The sequence below is a fragment of the Streptomyces sp. NPDC020996 genome (assembly GCF_040641355.1).
Lineage (GTDB): Bacteria > Actinomycetota > Actinomycetes > Streptomycetales > Streptomycetaceae > Streptomyces.
Map to the genome: position 1 here is coordinate 123,739 of NZ_JBFADM010000006.1, position 25,733 is coordinate 149,471.

The following is a 25,733-nucleotide window of genomic DNA, read 5'->3' on the forward strand; positions in this document are numbered from 1 at the left end:
GACCGCGCTGCCCCGGAGGAGACGGGAACATGTCAGCCTGCGCCCCCGCCCGCGCCACCGACTCGACTCGGTCCGAGCGCCACCACCAGCCCCACAGCCCGCCGTCGGGCCCGCACCGCCGCTTCCGCGTCGCGGGCGCCGATGTGTCCGCCTCGATCGCGGTCTTCCTGATCGCCCTCCCCCTGTCCCTGGGCATCGCCCTGGCCACCGGGGCCCCGCTCCAGGCCGGCCTCGTCGCCGCCGCGGTCGGCGGCATCGTCGTCGGACGGCTCGGCGGCTCCCCGCTCCAGGTCAGCGGCCCCGCCGCCGGACTCACCGTGGTCACCGCCGACCTCATCCACCGCTACGGCTGGCGGACTACCTGCGCCGTCACGGTCCTGGCCGGGCTCGCCCAGCTCGGCCTGGGCTGCCTGCGCGTGGCGCGCACCGCCCTCGCCGTCAGCCCCGCCATCGTGCACGGCATGCTGGCCGGCATCGGCGTCACCATCGCCGTCGCCCAGTTGCACATCGTCCTCGGCGGCACCCCGCAGAGTTCCGTCCCCGACAACCTCGCCGCCCTGCCCGCCCAGCTGGCCCGGCTGGATCCCGCGGCCTTGTCGGTGAGCGCGCTGACCCTGACCCTGCTGCTGCTCTGGCCACGCGTCCCCGGCCGGGCGGGACGCCTGCTGCGCATGGTCCCGGCCGCACTCGTCGCCGTCGCCTGCGCCACCGCGACCGCCTCGTTCAGCGGGCTCGCTCTGCCCAGAGTCGACCTGCCGTCCTGGGGCAGCCACGCCCTCGCCGGGATGCCCGAGGGTCCGGTGCTCGGCCTGGTCGCCGCAGTCCTGACGATCACGCTGGTGTGCAGCGTGCAGTCGCTGCTCGGCGCGGTCGCCGTCGACAAACTCGTCGCCTCCCGCCCCGGCCTGGCCGGCCGCGTCGGCCGCTCCGACCTGGACCGCGAACTGCTCGGCCAGGGCGCCGCCAACATGGTCTCCGGCGCGCTCGGCGGACTGCCGGTCGCGGGCGTGGCGGTGCGCAGCACGGCGAACGTGAACGCGGGCGCCGTCAGCCGGAACTCCACGACGCTGCACGGCGTTCTCGTAGTGGCCGCCACGCTGCTGATGGTCCCGGTCCTCGAGTTCATCCCGCTCGCCGCGCTCGCCGCCCTGGTGATGGCCGTCGGCATCCAGATGGTGTCCCTGCACCACATCCGCGCGGTGACCCGCCACCGCGAGGTGCTGGTGTACGTCGTCACCACACTCGGCGTGGTCTTCCTCAACGTCCTGCAGGGCGTGGCGTTGGGGATCGCCGTGGCCGTCGCCGTCGCCCTGCACCGTCTCGCTCGCACCCGCATCACGCACGAGGAGAAGGAGGGAGCCCACCATGTACACGTCCGGGGAGCGCTGACGTTCCTCGCCGTGCCACGGCTCAGCCGGGCGCTGCACCTCGTGCCCGCGGGCGCCCGCGCCGTCGTGGAACTGGACGGTTCGTTCATGGACCACGCGGCGTACGAGTCGCTGCAGGACTGGCGGAACACGCACACCGCGCAGGGCGGCACCGTCGAGCTGACCGGCCGCCGGGCCGGGGTCACGATCGCCGAGCCGGGGAATCTCGCCCGGTTGTCCGGCGACACGCGCACCACGGAGGTCACCGGGCCCGTCGACGGCCCCGACCGCCCCGACCGCCCCGACGGCCCCATCGAGCGCGCCGGCTCTCACGACGCCCCCGGCCCGCCCGGCTTGCCCGACTCCCCCGACTGCCGCTGCCGTCCTTGGACGCCCTGGCGCAACCACCAGTGCCACCGCCCTTCGGCCCCACCACCCACCGGGGAACCGGGGACGCCCGGCGAGGCCGCAGGGGCGCCCGCCGGAGACACCGGGACGCCTTCCGGGCACCCCGCCACCTCCGGAGAACCCGCCGCTCCCCGGGAACCCGGCGGCCCCGGGGAGACCAGCGGGCACGGGGCCTCCGGCGAGCCCGGCAGCTCCGACGACCTCCGCGGATCCGGCGACCGCGCCGCCCCCGGTAAATCAGGCACATCCGGCGGATCCGGCGGATCCGGCGACCCCGAGGATCTCGCCGGGTCGGGGGGTCGCCCCCACGGCCCCAGCAGACGCCAGTTGGCGCGCGGCATCAGCGCCTTCCAGACGAACACCGCGCCGCTCGTCCGAGGCGAGCTGGCCCGGCTGGCCCGGGAAGGGCAGCGGCCGTCCCAGCTCTTCCTCACGTGCGCCGACTCACGGCTGGTCACGTCCATGATCACCTCCAGTGGTCCGGGCGACCTGTTCGTCGTGCGCAACGTGGGCAACCTCGTCCCACTGCCCGGCGAGGAGAGCGGCGACGACTCGGTGGCGGCCGCCATCGAGTACGCGGTGGACGTGCTGAAGGTGCGGTCCGTCACGGTGTGCGGGCACTCCGGGTGCGGGGCCATGCAGGCCCTGCTCGGCTCCGAGCCCGGGGGCGCGCCGACACCGCTCAAGCGATGGCTGCGGCACGGGCTGCCGAGCCTGGAGCGCATGTCCGAGGACAGCCGGGTCTGGCCCCGGCTCGCCGACCGGGCGCCGGCCGACGCGGTCGAGCAGCTCTGCCTGACCAACGTCGTCCAGCAACTGCAACACCTGCGGGCCCACGAGTCAGTGGCCCGTGCCCTGCGGGCAGGTGCGCTGGAGCTGCACGGCATGTACTTCCACGTCGGCGAGGCGCAGGCGTACCTGCTCGCGGCGGCGGACGAGGGCGACGCGGTGTTCGGCCGCGTGGGGACGGCGGAGGTGTCCGTCTGAGCCGACGCCGAGTCCCTGCGGGTGTGCGGTCCGGGCGACCCGCGCCGCACACCCGCGGCAGGCTGCACACCCGCGGCGCATGCCGCGCCCGCTCGCCACGGCAGGCACACCACGCCACGACGCGGCACGGCACGACGCGACGCGGCACGACGCGAAGGCCGCCGTCGGCGCCCGCGCGCCGACGGTGGACCACGAGCGGTGGACCACGAGCGGTGGACCACGATGTGAGAGCCGCGCACACGGCTGAACTCGCCCCGGTCGGCGTCCGTGGGTACGGATGACTCGACGGCCGGAAATGCCCAGCAAAGGTCTACACCAATTTCCGGTCGGCCCTTGTCATCGGCCCCCGGCTCTGATGAGCTGTGGCCTGGGACACAACGGACACCCTGGGAAAGGGAGATGTCGTGAGCAACGAAAGCCTGGCCAACCTCTTGAAGGAGGAGCGACGCTTCGCGCCGCCCGCTGACCTGGCCGCGAACGCCAACGTCACGGCAGAGGCGTACGAACAGGCCAAGGCTGACAGGCTCGGCTTCTGGGCCGCGCAGGCCCGCCGGCTGAGCTGGGCCAAGGAGCCGACCGAGACACTGGACTGGTCGAACCCGCCGTTCGCCAAGTGGTTCAAGGACGGCGAGCTGAACGTCGCGTACAACTGCGTCGACCGCCATGTGGAGGCCGGGCACGGCGACCGGGTCGCCATCCACTTCGAGGGCGAGCCCGGCGACAGCCGCGCGATCACCTACGCCGAGCTGAAGGACGAGGTCTCCCGGGCCGCGAACGCCCTGCTGGAGCTGGGCGTTCGCAAGGGCGACCGGGTCGCCGTCTACATGCCGATGATCCCGGAGACCGCGATCGCGATGCTGGCCTGCGCCCGCATCGGCGCCGCGCACTCGGTCGTCTTCGGCGGCTTCTCGGCGGACGCGCTCGCCACCCGCATCCAGGACGCCGACGCGCGCGTGGTCATCACCGCCGACGGCGGCTGGCGCCGGGGCAAGCCGTCCGCGCTCAAGCCGGCCGTCGACGAGGCGGTCTCGCGCGTGGACAACGTCGAGCACGTGCTGGTCGTCCGCCGCACCGGCCAGGAGGTCGCCTGGACCGAGGGCCGGGACGTGTGGTGGCACGAGGTGGTCGACCGCCAGTCGGCCGAGCACACGCCGGAGGCGTTCGAGGCGGAGCACCCGCTGTTCATCCTGTACACGTCCGGTACGACGGGGAAGCCGAAGGGCATCCTGCACACCTCCGGCGGCTACCTCACGCAGACCGCCTACACCCACTGGGCCGTCTTCGACCTGAAGCCGGAGACGGACGTGTACTGGTGCACCGCCGACGTCGGCTGGGTCACCGGGCACTCCTACATCGTCTACGGGCCGCTGGCCAACGGCGCGACGCAGGTCATGTACGAGGGCACGCCGGACACCCCACACCAGGGCCGCTTCTGGGAGATCGTGCAGAAGTACGGGGTGACGATCCTGTACACCGCGCCGACGGCGATCCGCACGTTCATGAAGTGGGGCGACGACATCCCCGCGAAGTTCGACCTGTCGTCGCTGCGTGTGCTCGGCTCCGTGGGCGAGCCGATCAACCCCGAGGCGTGGATCTGGTACCGCAAGAACGTCGGCGCCGACCGCACCCCGGTCGTGGACACCTGGTGGCAGACCGAGACCGGCGCGATGATGATCTCGCCGCTGCCGGGTGTGACCCCGGCCAAGCCGGGCTCCGCGCAGACCCCGCTGCCGGGCATCTCCGCCACCGTCGTGGACGACGAGGCGAACGAGGTGCCGAACGGCGGTGGCGGCTACCTGGTCCTGACCGAGCCGTGGCCGTCGATGCTGCGCACCATCTGGGGCGACGACCAGCGGTTCATCGACACGTACTGGTCGCGTTTCCAGGGCAAGTACTTCGCCGGCGACGGAGCGAAGAAGGACGACGACGGGGACATCTGGCTCCTCGGGCGCGTGGACGACGTGATGCTCGTGTCCGGGCACAACATCTCCACCACCGAGGTCGAGTCGGCGCTGGTGTCCCACCCGTCCGTCGCCGAGGCGGCCGTCGTCGGCGCGACCGACGAGACGACCGGGCAGGCGATCGTGGCCTTCGTGATCCTGCGCGGCACGGCGGCGGAGACGGAGGACCTGGTCGCCGAACTGCGCAACCACGTCGGCGCCACGCTCGGCCCGATCGCCAAGCCGAAGCGCATCCTGCCCGTGGCGGAGCTGCCCAAGACCCGCTCCGGCAAGATCATGCGCCGCCTGCTGCGTGACGTCGCCGAGAACCGCCAGCTCGGAGACGTCACCACGCTCACCGACTCGACGGTGATGGACCTGATCCAGGCCAAGCTGCCGACGTCCTCCAGCGAGGACTGAGCGAGGACTGAGCGAGGACCGAGCGGTCGTCCGCAGACAGGAGAATCGACAGCGGGCGTAGGGCATCGTCCGCGAAGGAAGGGCATCCGGCACCGGCGTGCCGGATGCCTTTTTCGCGCCTACCGTGGGATGAGCCGGGCCTCCTCCGGCAGATTAGGTAAACTAAGCAAAACACGCGTGATCCCTCAGGTGCGCCGGGAAGTCTGGTCGGCAAGCGGTCCGTCCTGCCCACCGCCCCGGAGGTTCCCCCTTGACCCCGCCCCGTACCTCTCGTACCCGCAAGGCCTTCGGACGTCTGTCCCTGCCCGAGCGGAACTTCGTCGCGGAAGCCCTGCGCACCGAGACGGTCGGCGGCGTACTGCTGCTCCTCGCCGCGATCGCGGCCCTGCTCTGGGCGAACATCCCCGCACTGCACGACAGCTACCAGAGCGTCGGCCACTTCCACCTCGGCCCCGGATCCCTCGGCCTGAATCTGTCGGTCCAGCACTGGGCGGCCGACGGACTCCTGGCGATCTTCTTCTTCGTCGCCGGCATCGAACTCAAGCGCGAACTCGTCGCGGGCGACCTGCGGGACCCCAAGGCCGCCGCGCTGCCCGTCGTGGCGGCCCTGTGCGGCATGGCCGCACCCGCGCTCGTCTACACGCTCACCAGCCTCACCGGCGGCGGCTCGCTCTCGGGCTGGGCGGTGCCCACGGCCACCGACATCGCCTTCGCGCTGGCGGTGCTCGCCGTCATCGGCACCTCGCTGCCGAGCGCGCTGCGCGCCTTCCTGCTCACGCTCGCCGTCGTCGACGACCTCTTCGCCATCCTGATCATCGCGGTCTTCTTCACCGACAGCATCGACTTCGCCGCGCTGGGCGGGGCGGCCGCCGGTCTCGCCGTGTTCTGGCTGCTGCTGCGCAAGGGTGTGCGCGGCTGGTACGTGTACGTGCCGCTCGCGGTCGTCATCTGGGCACTGATGTACAACAGCGGCGTCCACGCCACCATCGCCGGCGTCGCGATGGGCCTGATGCTGCGCTGTCACCGCCGCGAGGGTGAGCAGCACGCCCCCGGCGAGCGCATCGAGCACCTCGTACGGCCCCTGTCGGCGGGCCTGGCCGTGCCGCTGTTCGCGCTGTTCAGCGCCGGCGTCACCATCTCCCACCAGGCGCTCGGTGACGTGTTCACCCGGCCGGAGACGCTGGGCGTCGTGCTCGGCCTGGTCGTCGGCAAGACGCTCGGCATCTTCGGCGGCACATGGTTTACAGCCCGGTTCACCAGGGCCTCGCTCAGCGAGGACCTGGCCTGGGCGGACGTGTTCGCGGTGGCGACCCTGGCCGGGATCGGCTTCACCGTGTCGCTGCTCATCGGCGAGCTCGCCTTCGAGGGCGACGCCACCATGACGGACGAGGTCAAGGCCGCCGTCCTGACGGGCTCACTGGTCGCGGCCGCGCTGGCGACGGTGCTGCTGAAGATACGCAACGCCAAGTACCGCAGGCTGTGCGAGGCGGAGGAGCGCGACGAGGACCGCGACGGCATCCCGGACGTCTACGAGGAGGACGAGCCGGAGTACCACCTGCGGATGGCCGAGATATACGAGCGCAAGGCCACCGAGCACCGCCGCCTCGCCGAACTGAAGGCCGCCGAGCGACGCGCGCCTGCCGAAGTACCGGGCGGGGCAGGCGAGGACGGCGACCGTCCGGCATGATCTGACGGGACGGTACAAAAAGACCGTGGGAAAACAGTCAGGCAAGTCAGGCAAGCAAGACACGTCAGACGAGTCAGGCAGACGAGTCAGGCAGATGAGGGAGACCGCGATGAGCGCACCCGACGGCAGCCCGGTCGGCGCCGAACGCAGCATCGGTGAGCTGTTCGCCTCGGCGACGGCCGAGATGTCGGCGCTGGTGCACGACGAGATCGCGCTGGCCAAGGCGCAGCTCAGGCAGGACGTCAAGCGCGGCGCGGTGAGCGGGGGCGCCTTCTCGGTGGCCGGCGCGGTGCTGCTGTTCTCCCTGCCGATGCTGAACTTCGCCCTGGCCTACGGCATCCGTACCTGGAGCGGCTGGAACCTCGCGGTCTGCTTCCTGCTGTCCTTCGCGGCGAACGTCCTGATCGCCGGCGTCCTGGCGCTGGTCGGCGTGTCCTTCGCGAAGAAGGCCCAGAAGGGCAAGGGCCCGCAGAAGGTGGCCGCCTCCGTGAAGGAGACGGCGGGCGTCCTGCAGAAGGCCAAGCCGCACCCGCGTCCCGAGGCACCCGCTCTCGAGGACCGGTCGGCGAAGGCCATCGAGGCTGTGGCACGCTCATCCTCATGACGGGCTCCTCGACCCCTGCGGGGCAATCACACTCGGCGCAACCCGCATCGGTCGTACGACCGGACGGCCCCTGGACGCACCGGGAGGTCGCCGCCAACGGCGCGCGCTTCCACATCGCCGAGGTGGGCGACGGGCCGCTGGTGCTGCTGCTGCACGGTTTTCCCCAGTTCTGGTGGACGTGGCGGCACCAGTTGACCGCGCTCGCCGACGCCGGGTTCCGGGCCGTCGCCATGGACCTGCGCGGCGTCGGCGGCAGCGACCGCACCCCCCGTGGCTACGACCCCGCGAACCTCGCCCTCGACATCACCGGCGTCATCCGCTCCCTCGGCGAACCGGACGCCGCGCTGGTGGGCCACGACCTGGGCGGCTACCTGGCGTGGACGGCGGCCGTGATGCGCCCCAAGCTCGTCCGGCGGCTCGCGGTCACGTCGATGCCGCACCCGCGGCGCTGGCGCTCGGCGATGCTCACCGACGTGCGGCAGACGCGCGCGGGCTCCTACATCTGGGGGTTCCAGCGCCCCTGGATCCCGGAACGGCAGCTGACCGCCGACGACGGCGCGCTCGTCGCCGAGCTGATCCGCGAGTGGTCCGGGCCGAACCCGCCGGACGACAAGGTCCTGCGGACGTACCGCAACGCGATGTGCATCCCGTCGACGGCGCACTGCTCGATCGAGCCGTACCGGTGGATGGTGCGGTCGATGGCCCGTCCGGACGGCCTCCAGTTCAACCGCCGCATGAAGCGCCCGCTGCGCGTGCCGACGCTGCATCTGCACGGCTCGCTCGACCCCGTGATGCGCATCCGCAGCGCGGCCGGTTCCGGGGAGTACGTCGAAGCGCCTTACCGCTGGCGGCTGTTCGACGGTCTCGGGCACTTCCCGCACGAGGAGGACCCGGCCGCCTTCTCCACGGAACTGATCAACTGGCTGAAGGATCCCGAACCCGATCGGTGACCGTCCCTGCGCGCCCGGTGTCCGAACCTGAACGCCTGTTCCCCGAAAGGCCAATTGCCTCGCGCATAGGCCAATTGGGGGCGCGTGGGGCGGTTATCGACCATGGGGCAGGGGCAGACGTCCCGGTATGGGCTGGACGCACGACTACAGTGACGTAGCACGCAACCGCCGCTCGGCCGGCGGTCTGAGCTCCCACCAGCGAGGCGGCTCCCCGCAGATGCCGGGCGCGGACCCCCGGGTGGGCATTCCGCGCATCCTGCGCCGCCGGGCCCGCTGGGTATCGATGCGCCTGCGTCACCCGAGGGGTTGACGGCCCCGCGGCCCCGCGCTGACGGGCCCAGGCGGCCGCCCCGTGCTGACGTGCCCCCAGGCGCCCCTTGGCAGCCCAAGGGGCGCCGCCCGAGCGGCCCCGGGGGCTGACGGCCCCAGGGCGCCGGACGCCTACAGCGCGCAGCTGTCGCTGTCCACCTGCTGGTTCGCGCTCCGCCCCTTCGAGATGTCCTCCTGGATCTCGTCCGCGGTGAGCGCGTACCCGGTGTCGGCGTCGTCGAGCGACTTCGCGAACACCACGCCGTAGACCTCGCCCTGCGGCGTGAGCAGCGGGCCGCCGGAGTTGCCCTGACGGACGGTCGCGTACAGCGAGTACACGTCGCGGCGGACGGTCCCGCGGTGGTAGATGTCCGGGCCGTTGGCCGGGATGCGGCCCCGCACGCGCGCGGCGCGCACGTCGTACGCGCCGTTCTCCGGGTAGCCCGCGATGATGGCGCTGTCGCCGCTCGCCGCGTCCGCGGTGGCGAACTTCAGGGCGGGCGCCTTCAGATGGGGCACGTCGAGCACGGCGATGTCGCGCCGCCAGTCGTACAGGACGACCGTCGCGTCGTACTTCCTGCCCTCGCCGCCTATTTGGACGGTGGGCTCGTCGACGCCGCCGACGACGTGCGCGTTGGTCATGACGCGGCGGTGGCCGAAGACGAAGCCGCTGCCCTCCAGCACCTTGCCGCAACTCTGCGCGGTGCCCATCACCTTGACGACGGACCGCTTGGCGCTGGTGGCGACGGCGCTGTTCGCGAGGGCCGGGTCGGGCGGCTGGACGTCGGTGATCGGCTCGTTGGAGAACGGGCTGAAGACCTGCGGGAAGCCGTTCTGCGCGAGGACGGAGGAGAAGTCCGCGAACCAGGTGTCGGCCGCGTCGGGCAGCGCCCGTGACACGCCGAGCAGCACCTTGGAGTTGCGGACCTCCCTGCCGAGCGTGGGCAGCGTCGTGCCCGCGAGGGCCGAGCCGATCAGCCACGCCACCAGCAGCATCGCGACCACGTTGACGAGGGCGCCGCCGGTGGCGTCCAGAGCGCGGGCCGGGGACCAGGTGATGTACCGGCGCAGCTTGTTGCCGAGGTGGGTGGTGAGCGCCTGGCCGACGGAGGCGAAGACGATGACGATGACGACCGCGACGACGGCGGCGGTCGTGCTGACCTCCGCGTTGTCGGTCAGCGCGTCCCAGACGACGGGCAGGGTGTAGACGGCCACGAGACCGCCGCCCAGGAAGCCGGTCACCGACAGGATGCCGACGACGAAGCCCTGGCGGTAGCCCACGACCGCGAACCACACGGCCGCGACCAGCAACAGGATGTCCAGCACATTCACGGAGATCACCCTGTCATGACCGCCAGTCGAGCGGGACCTGCTTCTCCCGGTCCCAGGGGCGCTCCCACCCCGCGAAGTGGAACAGCCGGTCGATGATCCCGGCGGTGAAACCCCAGACCAGGGCGGATTCGACCAGGAATGCCGGACCTCGGAAGCCGCTGGGGTGGACCACCGTGGCCCGGTTCGCCGGGTCCGTGAGATCCGCCACGGGGACCTTGAAGACCCGCGCCGTCTCGTTCGGGTCGACCACGCCGACCGGGCTCGGCTCCCGCCACCAGCCCAGCACGGGCGTCACGACGAAGCCGCTGACGGGGATGTACAGCTTGGGCAGGGCGCCGAACAGCTGGACCCCGGACGGGTCCAGGCCGGTCTCCTCCTCGGCCTCGCGCAGCGCGGCCCGCAGCGGCCCGTCGGCCGCGGGGTCGCCGTCCTCGGGGTCGAGGGCGCCGCCGGGGAAGGACGGCTGCCCGGCATGGGACCTGAGCGAGCTGGCCCGCTCCATCAGCAGCAGCTCGGGGCCGCGCTCGCCCTCGCCGAACAGGACGAGCACCGCGGACTGGCGTCCCCGGCCGTCCTCCGGGGGCAGGAAGCGGCTCAGCTGCAGCGGCTCGACCGTCTCCATGGCCCGCACCACCGGGTCCAGCCAGGCCGGCAGGCCCTCCTTGCTCAGCGTCACCGGACCGCCCCGCGTCTCGCTCGCTCGCGTCATCGCCACCCCCGTCGTCCTGCCGGATCCAACGCCCGACCGCCCGTTGATCGTTCCTGCGGCGAACGGGCCGTCATCCGGCCCCCAGCGGCGGCGCCGGCCTGCCACCCGCGTCCAGGTACGCCTGCGGCGGCTTCAGGCGCTGGCCCGGGAATCCGCCCTTCTCGTACTTCAGCAGCTTCTTCGCCTTCTCCGGGTCGGTCTCGCCCTCGCCGTACGCCGGGCAGAGCGGGGCGACGGGGCAGGCGCCGCAGGCGGGCTTGCGGGCGTGGCAGATGCGGCGGCCGTGCCAGATCACGTGGTGCGAGAGGTCCGTCCAGTCGCTCTTGGGGAACAGCGCGGCGACCGCGGCCTCGATCTTGTCCGGGTCCGTCTCCTCGGTCCACTTCCAGCGCCGCACCAGCCGCTGGAAGTGCGTGTCGACGGTGATGCCGGGCCGCCCGAAGGCGTTGCCGAGCACCACGAAGGCGGTCTTGCGGCCCACGCCGGGCAGCTTGACGAGGTCCTCCAGCCTGCCCGGGACCTCGCCGCCGAACTGCTCCGCCAGCGCCTTGGACAGCCCTATGACGGACTTGGTCTTGGCCCGGAAGAAGCCGCACGGGCGCAGGATCTCCTCGACCCGCTCCGGATCGGCGGCGGCCAGGTCCTCGGGGGTGGGGTACGCCGCGAAGAGGGCCGGCGTCGTCTGGTTGACCCGCAGGTCGGTGGTCTGGGCGGACAGGACCGTGGCGACCAGGAGCTGGAAGGGGTTGTCGAAGTCCAGCTCGGGGTGGGCGTACGGGTACACCTCGGCCAGCTCGCGGTTGATGCGGCGGGCGCGGCGGACCAGGGCGGTGCGCGACTCGCCCTTCGGGGCCTTCCCGGCGACGGTCTTGGCGGGCGGGACGCCTTCGACCGCGGCCGTGGCCTTCTTCGGCGCGGCGACCGCTTTCCGCGCGGGTTTCCTGCCGACCTTCACCGCGGCTTTCCCGGCGGCCTTCCCACTGGCCTTTCCGGTGGCCTTCCCAGTGGCCTTCTCGGGAGCCTTCCCACTGGCCTTCCCGGCGGCCTTCCCAGTGGCCTTCTCGGTGGGCTTTTCCATCGGCGCCCTTTTCGTCACCTTTGTCGCTTTCTTCGCATTGCCGGGGTCCTGTTCGCCCACAGCGGAATCACGAGATACGACCATCCGCCCAGCCCCCTTGGCCTGTGCTCTACCGGCGATTTGGACACCCGGTCAGCCTAGAGCCCGGCACCGGCATCCGCCCCGGACCCAGAAGATCAGCCCCCAATCGGACCCCTGCCGCCCACCCCGGGACCTGCGTGCGGCATCCTTGTGACAGATCACACTGTTTGGACCGTCCGGCAAAATGGGCACCACGGTCCCCTGGTACCAAGGGGGAACAAGATCCCCTGAGCAGGTCGACAAGGAGAGAACTCGTGGACGACGTTCTGCGGCGGAACCCGCTCTTCGCGGCGCTCGACGACGAGCAGGCCGCGGAGCTCCGCGCCTCCATGAGTGAGGTGACCCTGGCGCGGGGTGACTCACTCTTCCACGAGGGCGACCCCGGTGACCGGCTCTACGTGGTCACCGAGGGCAAGGTCAAGCTGCACCGCACCTCCCCCGACGGCCGAGAGAACATGCTCGCGGTGGTCGGCCCCGGCGAACTGATCGGCGAGCTGTCCCTGTTCGACCCGGGCCCCCGTACGGCCACGGCGACGGCGCTGACCGAGGTCAAGCTGCTCGGCCTCGGCCACGGGGACCTCCAGCCGTGGCTGAACGCCCGCCCCGAGGTGGCCGCCGCGCTGCTGCGCGCCGTCGCCCGGCGCCTGCGCAAGACCAACGACGCCATGTCCGACCTGGTGTTCTCGGACGTTCCGGGCCGTGTCGCGCGCGCCCTGCTCGACCTCTCCCGCCGCTTCGGCGTGCAGTCGGAGGAGGGCATCCACGTCGTGCACGACCTGACGCAGGAGGAGCTGGCGCAGCTGGTCGGCGCCTCGCGCGAGACGGTCAACAAGGCACTGGCCGACTTCGCACAGCGCGGATGGCTCCGCCTGGAGGCGCGGGCCGTGATCCTGCTGGACGTCGAGCGGCTGGCCAAGCGCTCCCGCTGACGCCAGCTGTCGGCTGTCGGCTGTCGGCTCCCGACCGTACGGTGCGGAAGGGCCCGTCTCTCCTGAGACGGGCCCTTCCGCGTGCACCCTGCTGTCCGGCTCAGGACTGACCGGATCAGGCGGGCTGGATCAGCCCGTGCTCCTCCAGGTACTCCAGCTGCGCCCGGACCGACAGCTCCGCCGCCGGCCACAGCGAGCGGTCCACGTCGGCGTACACGTGGGCGACCACCTCGGCGGGGGCGCGGTGGCCGTTCTCCACGGCCGTCTCGATCTGGGCCAGGCGGTGGGCGCGGTGCGCGAGGTAGTACTCCACCGCGCCCTGGGCGTCCTCCAGGACCGGGCCGTGGCCCGGCAGGACCGTGTGCACGCCGTCGTCGACCGTGAGCGACCGCAGGCGGCGCAGGGAGTCCAGGTAGTCGCCCAGACGGCCGTCGGGGTGCGCCACGACCGTCGTGCCGCGGCCCAGGACCGTGTCACCGGTCAGCACCGCCCGGTCCGCCGGGAGGTGGAAGCACAGGGAGTCGGAGGTGTGCCCGGGCGTGGGGACGACCCGCAGTTCCAGGCCGCCGACGACGACCACCTGCCCGGCCGCCAGCCCCTCCTCGCCCAGCCGCAGCGCCGGGTCGAGGGCCCGCACCTTGGTGCCGGTCAGCTCGGCGAAGCGCGCGGCGCCCTCGGCGTGGTCCGGGTGGCCGTGGGTCAGCAGGGTGAGCGCGACACGCCGGCCGGCCCGCTCGGCGGTCTCGACGACGTTGCGCAGGTGGCCGTCGTCCAGCGGGCCCGGGTCGATGACCACCGCGAGGTCGGAGTCCGGCTCGGCGAGGATCCAGGTGTTCGTGCCGTCGAGGGTCATCGCCGAGGCGTTGGGCGCCAGGACGTTGACGGCCCGGGCAGTGGCGGGGCCCGTGAGGACCCCGCCCCGCGGCTGGCCGGGAAGGGCGCTTGCGTCCGTCATGCGGAGGCTCCACCGGTCGTGTGGTCGGCCGGAAGGCCGCTCGGGATGTGCTTGGTGAACTCGTCGTGGCCCGGCCAGGACAGCTCGATCCGGCCGTCCAGCAGCCGGGCCCGCGCCAGCACGGGCGTCAGGTCCCGGCCGGGTGCGGCGGCGAGCGCCTCGGCGGCCGTGGCGTACGGCGCCAGCTGGCGCAGGGTCGCGATGGTGGGCGGCATCATCAGCAGCTCGCCCCGGTCGTAGGAGGAAGCGGCCTCCTCGGGCCGGATCCACACCGTGCGGTCGGCCTCCGTGGAGGCGTTGCGGGTGCGCTGACCGTGCGGCAGGGCGGCGACGAAGAAGAAGGTGTCGTAGCGGCGGGGCTCGAACTCGGGGGTGATCCAGCGGGTCCAGGCCCCGAGCAGGTCCGAGCGCAGCACCAGGCCGCGGCGGTCCAGGAACTCCGCGAAGGACAGCTCACGGGCGACCAGCGCGGCACGGTCGGCCTCCCAGTCGGGGCCGGTGGTGTCGCCGGCCACCGAGTCGGCGGTCTCACCGGCGAGCAGGACGCCGGCCTCCTCGTACGTCTCCCGCACGGCCGCGCAGACGATCGCCTGCGCCGCGGTATCGTCCACCCCGAGCCGGTCGGCCCACCACGCGCGCGTGGGGCCCGCCCAGCGGACGTGCCGCTCGTCGTCGCGCGGGTCGACGCCGCCGCCCGGATACGCGTACGCGCCCCCGGCGAAGGCCATGGAGGCGCGTCTGCGCAGCATGTGGACGGCGGGACCGGCGCCGGTGTCCTTCAGGAGCATGACGGTGGCCGCCCGCTTGGGGGCGGCGGGCGTGAGGGTGCCCTCCGCGAGCGCGCGGATGCGTTCCGGCCAGTCCTGCGGAAACCACTGCCCATTCGCCATGGCCGGAGGCTATCCCGTGACGCGCGATTGTTCGAGAGGTCCCCGAGGTCAGAGCACCGGCCGACGCTGTGCCCGCGCGGGACCACCGGCTACGGCACCGCACCCGCCGACCACGCACCGGCTCCGCGTCCACCGCGCACCGGCGACGCCGACCACGCACCTCCGCCTGCGTCCGCACCGGCCCCGCCGACCACGGCACCTCCGCCCACGTCCGCACCGGCCCCGCGGGCCACCGCACCGGCTCCGCCGGCTACGGCTCCAGCTCGACCAGGATCTCGACCTCCACCGGGGCGTCCAGCGGCAGCACCGCCACGCCCACCGCGCTGCGCGCGTGCACGCCCTTGTCGCCGAGGACCTCGCCGAGCAGCTCGCTCGCACCGTTGATCACGCCGGGCTGGCCGGTGAAGTCGGCGGCCGAGGCGACGAAGCCGACGACCTTCACCACGCGCGCGATGCGGTCCAGGTCACCGGTGACGGACTTCACGGCGGCCAGGGCGTTCAGCGCGCAGGTGCGGGCCAGGCCCTTGGCCTCCTCCGGGGTGACCTCGGCGCCGACCTTGCCGGTGACGGGCAGCTTGCCCTCCACCATCGGCAGCTGGCCGGACGTGTAGACGTACCCGCCGGACTGGACGGCCGGCTGGTAGGCGGCGAGCGGCGGGACGACCTCCGGCAGGGTCAGGCCGAGCTCGGCCAGCCTCGCCTCGACGGCGCCCACTACTGCTTCTCCCGCTTCAGGTAGGCCACGAGCTGCTCGGGGTTGTTCGGCCCGGGCACGACCTGGACGAGTTCCCAGCCGTCCTCGCCCCAGGTGTCCAGGATCTGCTTCGTGGCGTGGACGAGCAGTGGCACCGTTGCGTATTCCCACTTGGTCATGTGGGCGACTCTAGCCGTACCCGGGCGGGGGGCAGACGCCCGGCCACGGCCGCGTTGTCCACAGGCCGCCGCGTAGTCCGCGCACAGAATGGTTACGCTCGAATACGTGAGCAGGCTCCAGGTCGTCAGCGGTAAGGGCGGGACCGGAAAGACGACGGTCGCCGCCGCCCTCGCGCTGGCCCTCGCGACCGAGGGGAAGCGGACGCTTCTCGTCGAGGTCGAGGGCCGGCAGGGCATCGCGCAGCTCTTCGAGACGGAAGCGCTGCCTTATGAGGAGCGGAAGATCGCCGTCGCTCCCGGGGGCGGGGAGGTGTACGCCCTCGCCATAGATCCCGAACAGGCCCTCCTGGACTATCTCCAGATGTTCTACAAGCTGGGGAGCGCCGGGCGGGCCCTGAAGAAGCTCGGCGCGATCGACTTCGCCACCACCATCGCGCCGGGTGTGCGAGACGTGCTGCTGACCGGCAAGGCGTGCGAGGCGGTGCGCCGCCGCGACAAGCGCGGCCGGTTCGTCTACGACTACATCGTCATGGACGCGCCGCCCACCGGACGCATCACCCGCTTCCTGAACGTCAACGACGAGGTGGCGGGCCTGGCGAAGATCGGCCCGATACACAATCAGGCGCAGGCGGTGATGCGGGTGCTGAAGTCGGCGGAGACGGCCGTGCACCTGGTGACGCTGCTGGAGGAGATGCCGGTCCAGGAGACCGCCGACGGCATCTCCGAACTGCGTTCGGCGCGGCTGCCGGTGGGCCGGATCATGGTGAACATGGTGCGGCCGGAGGTGTTGGACGCGGCCGATCTGGAACTCGTACGGGGTGTGCCGCGCTCCTCCGTCGCGCGGTCGCTGTCCGCCGCCGGGCTGGGCGGGGCGCGCCGCGGCGGGAACGCGGAGAAGCTGGTGGACCCGCTGCTGCAACTGGCCGGGGAGTACGCCGAGCGGTATGCGCTGGAGCACGAACAGCGGGCCGCACTTGGTGAACTGGGCCTGCCGCTGCACGAACTGCCGCTGCTCGCCGAGGGCATGGACCTGGCGGGTCTGTACGAACTGGCAACCGAACTGCGGAATCAGGGGATCGCATGAGTCCGGACCCGGCCCACACCCCGAAGGGCACGCCCGACCCCGAGCGCGCGCCCGATCCTGAGGGCACGCCCGACCCCGACGGCTCCCGCGCTGCCGAGGGCGCGCGCCACCACCTCGCCCCCGCCCGCGTGCTCGACCTCGACCCGCTGCTCGACGACCCGCAGACGCGCATCGTGGTGTGCTGCGGCTCGGGCGGCGTCGGCAAGACCACCACCGCCGCGGCGCTGGGTCTCAGGGCCGCCGAGCGCGGCCGCAAGGTGGTCGTCCTGACCATCGACCCGGCCCGCCGGCTCGCCCAGTCCATGGGCATCGACTCCCTCGACAACACCCCGCGCCGCGTGAAGGGCGTCGACGGTGACGGCGAGCTGCACGCCATGATGCTCGACATGAAGCGCACGTTCGACGAGATCGTCGAGGCGCACACGGACCCCGAGCGGGCCGCCGCGATCCTGTCGAACCCCTTCTACCAGTCGCTCTCGGCGGGCTTCGCGGGCACGCAGGAGTACATGGCGATGGAGAAACTGGGCCAGCTCCGCGCGTTGGACGAGTGGGACCTGATCGTCGTCGACACGCCGCCGTCCCGCTCGGCGCTCGACTTCCTGGACGCGCCCAAGCGGCTGGGCTCGTTCCTGGACGGCAAGCTGATCCGGGTCCTGCTCGCGCCCGCCCGGGCCGGCGGCCGCGCGGGCATGAAGTTCCTGAACGTCGGGATGTCGATGATGACCGGCGTGCTGGGCAAGCTGCTGGGCGGCCAGCTGCTCAAGGACGTGCAGACGTTCGTGGCGGCGATGGACTCCATGTTCGGCGGTTTCCGCAAGCGCGCGGACGCCACCTACCAGTTGCTGCAGGCGCCCGGCACGGCGTTCCTGGTGGTCGCGGCCCCCGAGCGGGACGCCCTGCGGGAGGCCGCGTACTTCGTGGAACGGCTCGCGGCCGAGCGGATGCCGCTCGCGGGCCTGGTACTCAACCGGGTCCACGGCAGCGGCGCCGAACGGCTTTCGGCCGAGCGGGCGCTCGCCGCCGCGGAAAATCTTGTGGAGTCCCGCATTGTGGATCAGGACGGCGGGAAAGCAGTACTTCGTAACTCTCCCGACACGTACGGCAGTTCAGAATCTCCCGCTACGGCACCCGACGCGCCTGACGCGCCCGACGCCTCCGCATCCCCCACGGAGCAGGGCGAGGGGCAGGGCGTCGACCGGCTCACCGCGGGCCTGCTCAGGCTGCATGCCGAACGCATGCAGCTGATCGCCCGCGAGCAGCGCACGCGTGACCGGTTCACCGCGCTCCACCCCGAGGTGGCGGTGGCCGAAGTGGCCGCGCTCCCCGGTGACGTGCACGACCTGGCGGGGCTGCGGGACATCGGTGACCGGCTCGCGGCCGACCGGCCGGAGCCGCCCGAGCCCGCCGACGACTGATCCGGGGCCCTCAGCCGACCGCGCCGAGGAGTCCGTCCCCTCAGCGTTGCAGCGTCCGCCCCTTCAGCGTCCGCCCCTCCGGCGTCCGTCGCCTCAGTCGGTCGGGCGGGCCGAGGAACCCTCAGCCCACCGCCGCGTAGTTCTCGTACACCTGGTCGTCGTCGAGCGGGACGATGCCCGCACCGCGCTCGTACTCGCTACGAGCCGTCTCCAGCAGCCGGCGCCACGATGTGACGGTCGGCCGCCTGCGCAGCAGGGCGCGGCGCTCGCGCTCGGTCATGCCTCCCCACACACCGAACTCGACGCGGTTGTCGAGCGCGTCGGCCAGACATTCGGTGCGTACCGGGCATCCGGTGCACACCGCCTTGGCCCTGTTCTGCGCTGCTCCCTGAACGAACAGTTCATCCGGATCGGTAGTGCGGCAGGCAGCCTGCGCACTCCAGTCGGTTACCCAGCCCATACCGGCGCCGTCCTCTCCCGAATCGAGGCTCCCCCACGGCGGCAGCGGCATATTCACCGCCGCCAGTTGAGGACGTTACGGAAGGTGGGCACAGCGCAACACCCCCTTCGGGCCCAATCTTGAATGGCCCGAACGGACTATGCGCAAGCGGCAGATCACCCGGGGGAGTGACCTGGTGATATGCGTGATCATCCCGGCAAAGCAGGACAGTTCTGTCGAGTCACAACGGACGCCGAGTGACACACAAGGCGGATTCGGACACGCCCCCACCAGAAAGCCGGGGAACTTCCGGAACGATTCGGGGTCGCCGGACGTATTGATACGTGGCCCTACTGCTGTGACAGTTGAGAGCAGCTTAGGCCAACGCCTGTCCGCGTGTCCGGCGAATGGGAAGGTAGCGCCCTGCTTCGCGCTGCCGTCACGCGCCGGTCGCACGACTGCCGGGATGTCGCGATCCGGCGCGCACACGTCCCGCGGGCGCCCGCTCCGTCGGAAGGCCCAGAACTACGGATTAGGCTGCCCCCATGCCAAACAAGCGCTCGGGCGGTGGCCTGTCGGCAACGCAGCAGGCCGCCAAGTTCCTCGGTGTCAGTGTCCTCTCGGGAGCGGTGCTGGCCGGCATCGCGCTGCCCGCCGTCGGCACGCTGGGACTGGCGGCCAAGGGATCCGTGGAGAGCTTCGACGAGCTCCCGGCCAACCTGAAGACGCCGCCGCTGAGCCAGCGCACCACCATCCTCGACGCCGACGGCGGCCAGATCGCCACCGTCTACTCGCGCGACCGCACGGTGGTGAGCCTCAAGGACATCTCGCCGTACATGCAGAAGGCGATAGTCGCGATCGAGGACTCGCGCTACTACCAGCACGGCGCGGTCGACCTGAAGGGCATCCTGCGCGCCGTCAACAAGAACGCGCAGAGCGGCGGCGTCTCCGAAGGCGCCTCGACGCTCACCCAGCAGTACGTGAAGAACGTCTTCGTGGAGGAGGCAGGCGACGACCCGACGAAGGTCGCGCAGGCCACCCAGCAGACCCTCGGCCGCAAGATCAAGGAACTGAAGTACGCGATCCAGGTCGAGGAGGAGCTCGGCAAGAAGAAGATCCTCGAGAACTACCTGAACATCACGTTCTTCGGCGAGCAGGCCTACGGCGTCGAGGCCGCCTCCCAGCGTTACTTCTCCAAGCACGCCAAGGACCTGAAGCTGCAGGAGGCGGCGCTGCTCGCGGGCATCGTCCAGTCCCCGAGCCGCTACGACCCCGTCAACGACGAGGCGGAGGCCACCAAGCGCCGCAACACCGTGCTGCAGCGCATGGCCGAACTCGGCGACATCTCCCCGGCCCAGGCGGCCAAGGCGCAGAAGTCGCCGCTGGGCCTGAACCCCAGCCAGCCGAAGAACGGCTGCATCACCGCGGTCAAGGGCGCCGGCTTCTTCTGCGACTACGTGCGCGAGGTGTTCCTCAACGACCCGGTCTTCGGCAAGAGCCGGCAGGCCCGGGCGAAGGTCTGGAACCAGGGCGGGCTGACGATCCGCACGACGCTCGACCCGCAGTCCCAGGAGTCGGTGCAGGCCTCGCTCAAGAACCACGTCAACAAGAGCGACGCGGTGGCCGCCGCCGCCACCATCGTCGAGCCCGGCACCGGCAAGGTCCTGGCCATGGGCCAGTCCAAGCCGTACGGCTACAGCAAGAACGAGACCGAGATCAACTACTCGGTGGGCCACGGCATGGGCGGCTCCAACTACGGCTTCCCGACCGGTTCGACGTTCAAGCCCTTCGTCGCGGCGGCCGCGCTCGAGCAGGGGCGGCCGGCCACCCAGGAGTACTCGTCGCCGTACGAGATGCCGTACCCGGAGCCCGTGCAGACGTGCAGCGGCAAGCCCTGGATGAACCAGGGCGGTGAGACCGTCCCCAACGAGAGCAGGTCGGAGGTCGGCCCGTACCGGCTGAAGGAGGCGATGGCCAAGTCGGTCAACACCTACTTCGTGCAGATGGTCGCCGACATCGGCCTGTGCCCGGTGATGAAGATGACCGAGGGCCTGCACGTCGTGCAGGGCAGCGGCGACAAGCTCCCGGAGGTGCCCGCGATCGCCCTGGGCTCCAAGGGCATCGCCCCGCTGACGATGGCGAGCGCGTACGCCGCCTTCGCCTCCCGGGGCATGTACTGCACGCCCGTCGCCATCGAGTCGATCACCCAGAAGATCGGCGACCGGCAGAAGTCGCTGGACGTGCCGAAGTCGACGTGCTCGCGGGCGATGAGCGAGAAGACCGCGGACACGGTCAACACCCTGCTGCAGGGCGTGATCGACTCCGGTACGGGCCAGCAGGCGGGCCTCACCGACCGCGCCAACGCCGGTAAGACCGGTACCACGGACGAGCGCAAGAACGCCTGGTTCGTCGGCTACACGCCGAACCTGTCGGGCGCGGTCTGGGTCGGCAGCGCCAGCCAGCAGGTCAAGATGGTGAACATCAACATCGGCGGCGTCTACCACGACAAGGTCTACGGCGGCTCGGTCCCTGGCCCCATCTGGCGCGACGCGATGACCGGCGCCCTGTCGGGCAAGGAGGCCCCGTCCTTCAACCTCGTCGACATACCGGACCCCGACAGGGGCGACAAGGGCGGCCACGGCAACGACAACGGCGGCAACGACGGGAACAACGGCGACCAGGGGAACAACGACGGCGGTAACGACGGCTTCCTCGGCGGCCTGACGACCAACGGCGGCACGAACGGCGGCACCGACTTCCCCACGCCCACGATCACCCTGCCGGGCACCTTCTTCCAGGGCCAGACGAACGGAAACGGCAACGGGGGCGGACGCGGCTGACGCGGCCCTCCTCCGGAACGGCCGACGGCCCCCTCCTCCCGCACACGACCGTCCACCGGTCGTACGGGAAGAGGGGGCCGTCGGCTGTCACGCGACACGGAAGTGTGTCGTATGTGCCCCGTTCCGCGGGGCGGTCGTCGTCGCCCCGCGTGCTCAGCCGGCCAGCAGCTTCTTCACCGCGGCGGCGACGCGGCCGCCCTCGGCCTGCCCGGCGACCTTGGGGTTCACGATCTTCATGACGGCGCCCATGGCCCGCGGCCCCTCGGCACCGGCCGCCTTCGCCTCCGCGACGGCCTGGGCGACGATCGCGTCCAGCTCCTCGTCGCTGAGCGGCTTGGGCAGGTACGCGGCGAGCACCTCGCCCTCCGCCTTCTCCCGCTCGGCCGACTCGGCGCGACCACCCTGTGCGAAGGCCTCGGCGGCCTCGCGGCGCTTCTTCGCCTCCTTGGTGATCACCTTGAGCACCTCGTCGTCGGAGAGCTCGCGCTTCTCCTTGCCCGCGACCTCCTCCTTGGTGATCGCGGCGAGCGTCAGCCGGAGCGTCGAGGAGCGGAGCTCGTCGCGCTCCTTGATCGCGGCGTTGAGGTCTTCGTGCAGCTTCGACTTGAGCGTGGTGGTCATGACGCGATTGTCGCAGGTGCGTACGGCCCGACGCCCGCTGATTTCAGGGGCGGTGGGCCTGACGGGTGCCCCGGATCTGACACGATGGACGCATGCGCGCGCGATACGGAGTACCTCTGTCCATCGCGGCGGCTGGCGCCGCCGGTCTGGTGTACGCAGCGGGTTTTGAGGCCCGCTCCTTCCGCCTGCGACGGGTGACGATCCCCGTCCTGCCGTCCGGGATGCGCCCGCTGCGCGTGCTCCAGGTCTCCGACATCCACATGGTCGGCGGCCAGCGCAAGAAGCAGCGCTGGCTGCGCTCGCTGGCCGGCCTGCGCCCCGACTTCGTGATCAACACCGGCGACAACCTGTCCGACACGGAAGGCGTCCCGGAGGTCCTGGACGCCCTCGGCCCGCTGATGGAGTTCCCGGGCGCGTACGTCTTCGGCTCCAACGACTACTACGGCCCCATGTTCCGCAACCCCGCCCGCTACCTCGTCGAGAAGGTCCGCGGCCGGCACGGCCTGAACGGCAACCCGCCCGTCGTGGGCGTGGTCCACAACCCGTGGGAGGACCTGCGGGACGCCTTCGACGCGGCGGGCTGGCTGAACCTGACCAACACGCGCGGGCAGCTCAAGATCGAGGGCATGTCGGTCGAGCTGACGGGTCTGGACGACCCGCACATCAAGCGCGACCGCTACGCGCAGGTGGCCGGCGGCCCGTCGGGCGGGGCAGACTTCTCGATGGGCGTGGTGCACGCGCCGTACCTGCGGGTGCTGGACGCGTTCACGGCGGACGCCTACCCCCTGATCCTGGCCGGCCACACGCACGGCGGCCAGCTCTGCATCCCCTTCTACGGCGCCCTCGTCACCAACTGCGACCTGGACACCGACCGCGTGAAGGGCCTCTCCACGCACACCGCGGAGGGCCGCCGTTCCTACCTCCACGTCTCGGCGGGCTGCGGCACCAACCGCTACACCCCGGTCCGCTTCGCCTGCCCCCCGGAGGCGACGCTGCTGACGCTGGTGGGACGCGAGTAGCCCGTTCCGCCGACGACACGGCGGCACGACGGCACGGAGTGGATGTTGCGACTGTAACCCGGACACCCCGCCCAAATAGCCCCACACCCCACCATTGCCTAACTTGAGGGCATGACCGCCCCGATCCCCAAGGACATACCGGACCTGCCCGCGATCCCCGGCATGCCCGTGCCGCAGTCCTCCCTCGTCCCCGCGACAGCGGTGGTGACCCCCGTACGCCGCCCCCTGGTCGCCGCGTACCGCCTGCTGATCGCCCTGGCGGCGGCAGCGGCGGTCACGGTGGACCTGTGGTTCGGCAGCCCGGCACGGCTCCTGAGCCACTTCACGATCCAGAGCGAGATCCTGCTGGCCGTCGTCTTCACGCTCCAGGCCCGCCGAGCGTGGACGGCCCGCCACCCGCTCCCGTCGTCCTGGACGGGCGCGACGCTGCTCTACGTCACGATCGCGGGCTCGGTGTACCACCTGCTGCTGACGGACGCGGCGAGCCCGTTCTCGATGACGGGCACGACCCCGCTGACCGGCTGGCAGTGGACCGCGAACCAGATCCTGCACACGGCGATCCCCGCCGCGGTACTGCTGGACTGGCTGCTCCTCACACCCCCCGGCCGCCTGCACCTGCGCCAGACCGCCACGTGGATGCTCTACCCCCTGACCTACCTGGCCTTCTCCCTCGCCCGCGGCGAACTGCTCCCGGCCGGCACGCCGGCCCGCTACCTCTACCCCTTCCTCGACGTCGACGCCCACGGCTACCGCAGCGTCCTCGCCGACGCCCTCCTGTTCGGCCTCGCCTTCTGCACCCTCGCCGCCCTCCTCGTGGCCGTCGACCACACCCGCCCGGACCTGATCCGCCACCGCGGCAAAACCGGATTTCGTCTATAGCCACCGGTGGGCTAAAGTTAACGACGTCGCCGCGACGAGCAGGACTGCAGCGACACCGGGGTGTAGCGCAGCTTGGCAGCGCGCTTCGTTCGGGACGAAGAGGTCGTGGGTTCAAATCCCGCCACCCCGACGCCGTAGTACCAGGTCAGGGGCCTGATCCGCTTAGCGGGTCGGGCCCCTGGTTCGTTTTCTGTCGCTCTTGGGAGCCATTTGGGAGCGGACTTCGGGATCCGGCTGCCGAGCGACTCCCATTCCGCTCCCGCGGAGACGGCACGAGACGCATCAAGGGAAGCCGACGAGCACAGGAGCCGGTGAGGTCCGGCCACGACCTCCACCTCATGCCGTTTCGTGATCGTTGTCGCGGTCGCCTCCACTCCCTGGAACCCGCCCCCGACGAGGACCCCATCCGCGTCCTTGCCGCCCTGGCCGCCGCATTCCGGTCGGCGCCCGCATGCACCTCCTGCACCGCAGCCAAGCTACCTGCACGTGACAGTGATCACGATGCTCGAGGCGGCGACACGGGAAAACGAGAGGACTCATAGATCGTACGTTCGATACCTTGCCCTGCGACCGTCACTATCCGTCGCAGGGGGAACAACGTTGCGCATACGCAGGAGACTTGCGGCCCTCATATCCACCGCAGCTGTGGGCATAGCTCTGCCCCTCGCCGGAGCTGCGCCTGCACAGGCTGACGCCCCGAAGACCGCCTGCAACACGATGTACAGCGCCCAGATCACCTTCTGGGCCATGACCTGCAGCCGGCCAGGCCAGCCCACGATCGGAGGCTTCGCCACCTGGCGGAACGTACCGATCGCCTACGACCAGATCAGCACCAACGCGACTGTACAGACGTCGAATTACCTGCGTCTCACGCCCAACACTCAAGGCAACGAGTTCGGCCGGAACATCGAGATCGGCCTGTACGCCGAGAAGACCGGCAAGACCACGATGAAGTACGGGCCCCGCTGGACCGAACTCGGCAAGAACGGCGGACGCACCAAGGCCATCACCGCCGGGGTGAACCCCACCAAGCAGGACAAGCGCAACCACACCTACATGCTGGTCCGCCAGGCCACCGGGAACCAGTGGGACGTCCTGTACGACTTCAACACGGTGGGCAGCACCACCGACCAGCTCAAGGTCGTCGGAGGCAACACCAACCGCATCGACGTCGGACTTGAGGTCACGGGCCCGCAGTACACGAACGTCCCGGACATCGCCAGCCGCATGCAGTTCATGGACGGCAACAAGTCCTGGCACCAGGTAGCCACGAAGAACGTTGCCAAGGTGCTGTCGCTACCCACCTGCAGCAGCACGAACAAGCCGCCGTACTGCTTCAAGAGCAAGCTGACGGACAACACCGACTTCACCCAGTGGACGGCGAGCAAGCCGCGCAAGCCCGCGCCCTCCGTCACCCCCACACGGGCCGCGGCTGGGCTGTCGTCGTGGGCTTCCCTGCGGCAGTCAGAGGGCATACCGGCCGACGTCAACGGCGTCGACCAGAACGCTTTGTCGGCGTGCCTGGACCGGGACCCCGACAGCTGCCTCCAGAAAGTGCCCGGTCTGGCCGAGTGCGTACGCACTGCCGACGTGTGCAACGCCATCGCCCGGCATGCCAAGCCGCAGGCAACGACCGCCCGGGCCGACGACGACGCGCCCAGCGCAACATCCCTCCGCGAGCGTGCCGCGCGCTCCTTCGCCGTCGACCCGCAGCAGATCAGTCTGACCCGGTCGTCCACCACCGACGAACGCGCACTGAGCTCCGGCTCGGAGGCGACCTGGACCGTCACCTCCCGGCAGATGACCACCGGGCTGGAGCACGACCACCGGCTCTACCGGGGCTTCACGGCCGTGTACTCGGCCCGGACCGGCCAGCTCCTCGAGGCGTGCTGGGGCCAGATGTGCCCTTCCTGACCG

General features: G+C 71.2%; 22 protein-coding genes and 1 tRNA gene. 14 read left to right on the forward strand and 9 right to left on the reverse strand.

The window, feature by feature from the left end; all coding sequences use genetic code 11:
* Window positions 1–29 precede the first annotated feature (29 nt).
* From AB0G63_RS06920 to AB0G63_RS06945, 6 genes are all read left to right on the forward strand, one after another.
* On the forward strand, window positions 30–2,762 hold the full coding sequence (locus AB0G63_RS06920) for a SulP family inorganic anion transporter (RefSeq protein WP_360745426.1): 2,733 nt from the start codon (window positions 30–32) through the stop codon (window positions 2,760–2,762).
* 404 nt (window positions 2,763–3,166) lie between these two features.
* On the forward strand, window positions 3,167–5,122 hold the full coding sequence (gene acs, locus AB0G63_RS06925; protein ID WP_360745429.1) for an acetate--CoA ligase: 1,956 nt from the start codon (window positions 3,167–3,169) through the stop codon (window positions 5,120–5,122).
* A 250-nt stretch (window positions 5,123–5,372) separates the two neighbouring features.
* Window positions 5,373–6,809, forward strand: coding sequence for a Na+/H+ antiporter NhaA (nhaA, locus tag AB0G63_RS06930; protein WP_360745432.1), 1,437 nt, complete (start codon window positions 5,373–5,375; stop codon window positions 6,807–6,809).
* A 109-nt stretch (window positions 6,810–6,918) separates the two neighbouring features.
* Window positions 6,919–7,413: a phage holin family protein gene (locus AB0G63_RS06935; protein ID WP_324787097.1), complete on the forward strand. Its 495-nt coding sequence runs from the start codon at window positions 6,919–6,921 to the stop codon at window positions 7,411–7,413.
* Window positions 7,410–8,363: an alpha/beta hydrolase gene (locus AB0G63_RS06940; RefSeq protein WP_360745437.1), complete on the forward strand. Its 954-nt coding sequence runs from the start codon at window positions 7,410–7,412 to the stop codon at window positions 8,361–8,363. Before AB0G63_RS06935 ends, AB0G63_RS06940 begins: the two co-directional genes overlap by 4 nt.
* Before the next feature lie 127 nt (window positions 8,364–8,490).
* Window positions 8,491–8,673 carry a hypothetical protein gene (locus AB0G63_RS06945; protein WP_360745440.1) on the forward strand — a complete coding sequence of 61 codons (183 nt, stop codon included), beginning with the start codon at window positions 8,491–8,493 and terminating at the stop codon, window positions 8,671–8,673.
* 131 nt (window positions 8,674–8,804) lie between these two features.
* Here AB0G63_RS06945 and AB0G63_RS06950 read toward each other — a convergent pair whose 3' ends face one another.
* The 3 genes from AB0G63_RS06950 to nth form a co-directional block, all read right to left on the reverse strand.
* Window positions 8,805–10,004: a MarP family serine protease gene (locus AB0G63_RS06950; protein WP_360745443.1), complete on the reverse strand. Its 1,200-nt coding sequence runs from the start codon at window positions 10,002–10,004 to the stop codon at window positions 8,805–8,807.
* 13 nt (window positions 10,005–10,017) lie between these two features.
* Window positions 10,018–10,713, reverse strand: coding sequence for a CoA pyrophosphatase (locus AB0G63_RS06955; RefSeq protein WP_360745446.1), 696 nt, complete (start codon window positions 10,711–10,713; stop codon window positions 10,018–10,020).
* A gap of 70 nt (window positions 10,714–10,783) precedes the next feature.
* Window positions 10,784–11,791 (reverse strand): endonuclease III, encoded by a 1,008-nt coding sequence (gene nth, locus AB0G63_RS06960; protein ID WP_360745449.1) that lies wholly within the window; start codon window positions 11,789–11,791, stop codon window positions 10,784–10,786.
* Window positions 11,792–12,126: 335 nt separating this feature from the next.
* Between nth and AB0G63_RS06965 the strand changes: the two genes are divergently transcribed.
* On the forward strand, window positions 12,127–12,801 hold the full coding sequence (locus tag AB0G63_RS06965; protein WP_029382547.1) for a Crp/Fnr family transcriptional regulator: 675 nt from the start codon (window positions 12,127–12,129) through the stop codon (window positions 12,799–12,801).
* Between the two features lie 115 nt (window positions 12,802–12,916).
* On the opposite strand, the gene AB0G63_RS06970 is transcribed toward AB0G63_RS06965, so the two are convergent.
* From AB0G63_RS06970 to AB0G63_RS06985, 4 genes are all read right to left on the reverse strand, one after another.
* Window positions 12,917–13,756 (reverse strand): MBL fold metallo-hydrolase, encoded by an 840-nt coding sequence (locus AB0G63_RS06970; protein ID WP_360745453.1) that lies wholly within the window; start codon window positions 13,754–13,756, stop codon window positions 12,917–12,919.
* Complete coding sequence (locus tag AB0G63_RS06975; protein WP_360745456.1) at window positions 13,753–14,646, reverse strand: NUDIX hydrolase; 894 nt, start codon at window positions 14,644–14,646, stop codon at window positions 13,753–13,755. Before AB0G63_RS06975 ends, AB0G63_RS06970 begins: the two co-directional genes overlap by 4 nt.
* A 250-nt stretch (window positions 14,647–14,896) precedes the next feature.
* Window positions 14,897–15,361, reverse strand: coding sequence for a RidA family protein (locus tag AB0G63_RS06980; protein ID WP_360745458.1), 465 nt, complete (start codon window positions 15,359–15,361; stop codon window positions 14,897–14,899).
* Window positions 15,361–15,519 carry a DUF4177 domain-containing protein gene (locus tag AB0G63_RS06985; RefSeq protein ID WP_003991873.1) on the reverse strand — a complete coding sequence of 53 codons (159 nt, stop codon included), beginning with the start codon at window positions 15,517–15,519 and terminating at the stop codon, window positions 15,361–15,363. Before AB0G63_RS06985 ends, AB0G63_RS06980 begins: the two co-directional genes overlap by 1 nt.
* Before the next feature lie 106 nt (window positions 15,520–15,625).
* Here AB0G63_RS06985 and AB0G63_RS06990 point away from each other — a divergent pair, with 106 nt between their 5' ends.
* Together AB0G63_RS06990 and AB0G63_RS06995 are read left to right on the forward strand one after the other, a co-directional pair.
* Window positions 15,626–16,603 (forward strand): ArsA-related P-loop ATPase, encoded by a 978-nt coding sequence (locus AB0G63_RS06990; RefSeq protein ID WP_360745461.1) that lies wholly within the window; start codon window positions 15,626–15,628, stop codon window positions 16,601–16,603.
* On the forward strand, window positions 16,600–18,018 hold the full coding sequence (locus tag AB0G63_RS06995) for an ArsA family ATPase (protein ID WP_360745464.1): 1,419 nt from the start codon (window positions 16,600–16,602) through the stop codon (window positions 18,016–18,018). The genes AB0G63_RS06990 and AB0G63_RS06995 overlap by 4 nt, the downstream gene beginning before the upstream one ends.
* A 121-nt stretch (window positions 18,019–18,139) precedes the next feature.
* Here the strand turns inward: AB0G63_RS06995 and wblA are convergent, their stop codons facing one another.
* On the reverse strand, window positions 18,140–18,478 hold the full coding sequence (gene wblA, locus AB0G63_RS07000; protein WP_324787120.1) for a transcriptional regulator WblA: 339 nt from the start codon (window positions 18,476–18,478) through the stop codon (window positions 18,140–18,142).
* A gap of 524 nt (window positions 18,479–19,002) precedes the next feature.
* Here wblA and AB0G63_RS07005 point away from each other — a divergent pair.
* Window positions 19,003–21,297: a transglycosylase domain-containing protein gene (locus AB0G63_RS07005; protein WP_360745467.1), complete on the forward strand. Its 2,295-nt coding sequence runs from the start codon at window positions 19,003–19,005 to the stop codon at window positions 21,295–21,297.
* Between the two features lie 153 nt (window positions 21,298–21,450).
* Here AB0G63_RS07005 and AB0G63_RS07010 read toward each other — a convergent pair whose 3' ends face one another.
* A complete protein-coding gene (locus AB0G63_RS07010) occupies window positions 21,451–21,918 on the reverse strand; it encodes a GatB/YqeY domain-containing protein (protein ID WP_360745470.1) in 468 nt (155 codons plus the stop codon).
* 92 nt (window positions 21,919–22,010) lie between these two features.
* On the opposite strand from AB0G63_RS07010, the gene AB0G63_RS07015 reads away from it, so the two are divergent.
* From AB0G63_RS07015 to AB0G63_RS07030, 4 genes are all read left to right on the forward strand, one after another.
* Complete coding sequence (locus AB0G63_RS07015; RefSeq protein WP_360745473.1) at window positions 22,011–22,937, forward strand: metallophosphoesterase; 927 nt, start codon at window positions 22,011–22,013, stop codon at window positions 22,935–22,937.
* 111 nt (window positions 22,938–23,048) lie between these two features.
* A complete protein-coding gene (locus tag AB0G63_RS07020) occupies window positions 23,049–23,816 on the forward strand; it encodes a Pr6Pr family membrane protein (RefSeq protein ID WP_360745476.1) in 768 nt (255 codons plus the stop codon).
* Between the two features lie 56 nt (window positions 23,817–23,872).
* Window positions 23,873–23,946 (forward strand) — tRNA-Pro (locus tag AB0G63_RS07025).
* A 587-nt stretch (window positions 23,947–24,533) separates the two neighbouring features.
* Entirely contained in the window at window positions 24,534–25,730 is a 1,197-nt protein-coding gene (locus AB0G63_RS07030; RefSeq protein WP_360745479.1) for a hypothetical protein, read from the forward strand.
* Window positions 25,731–25,733 lie beyond the last annotated feature (3 nt).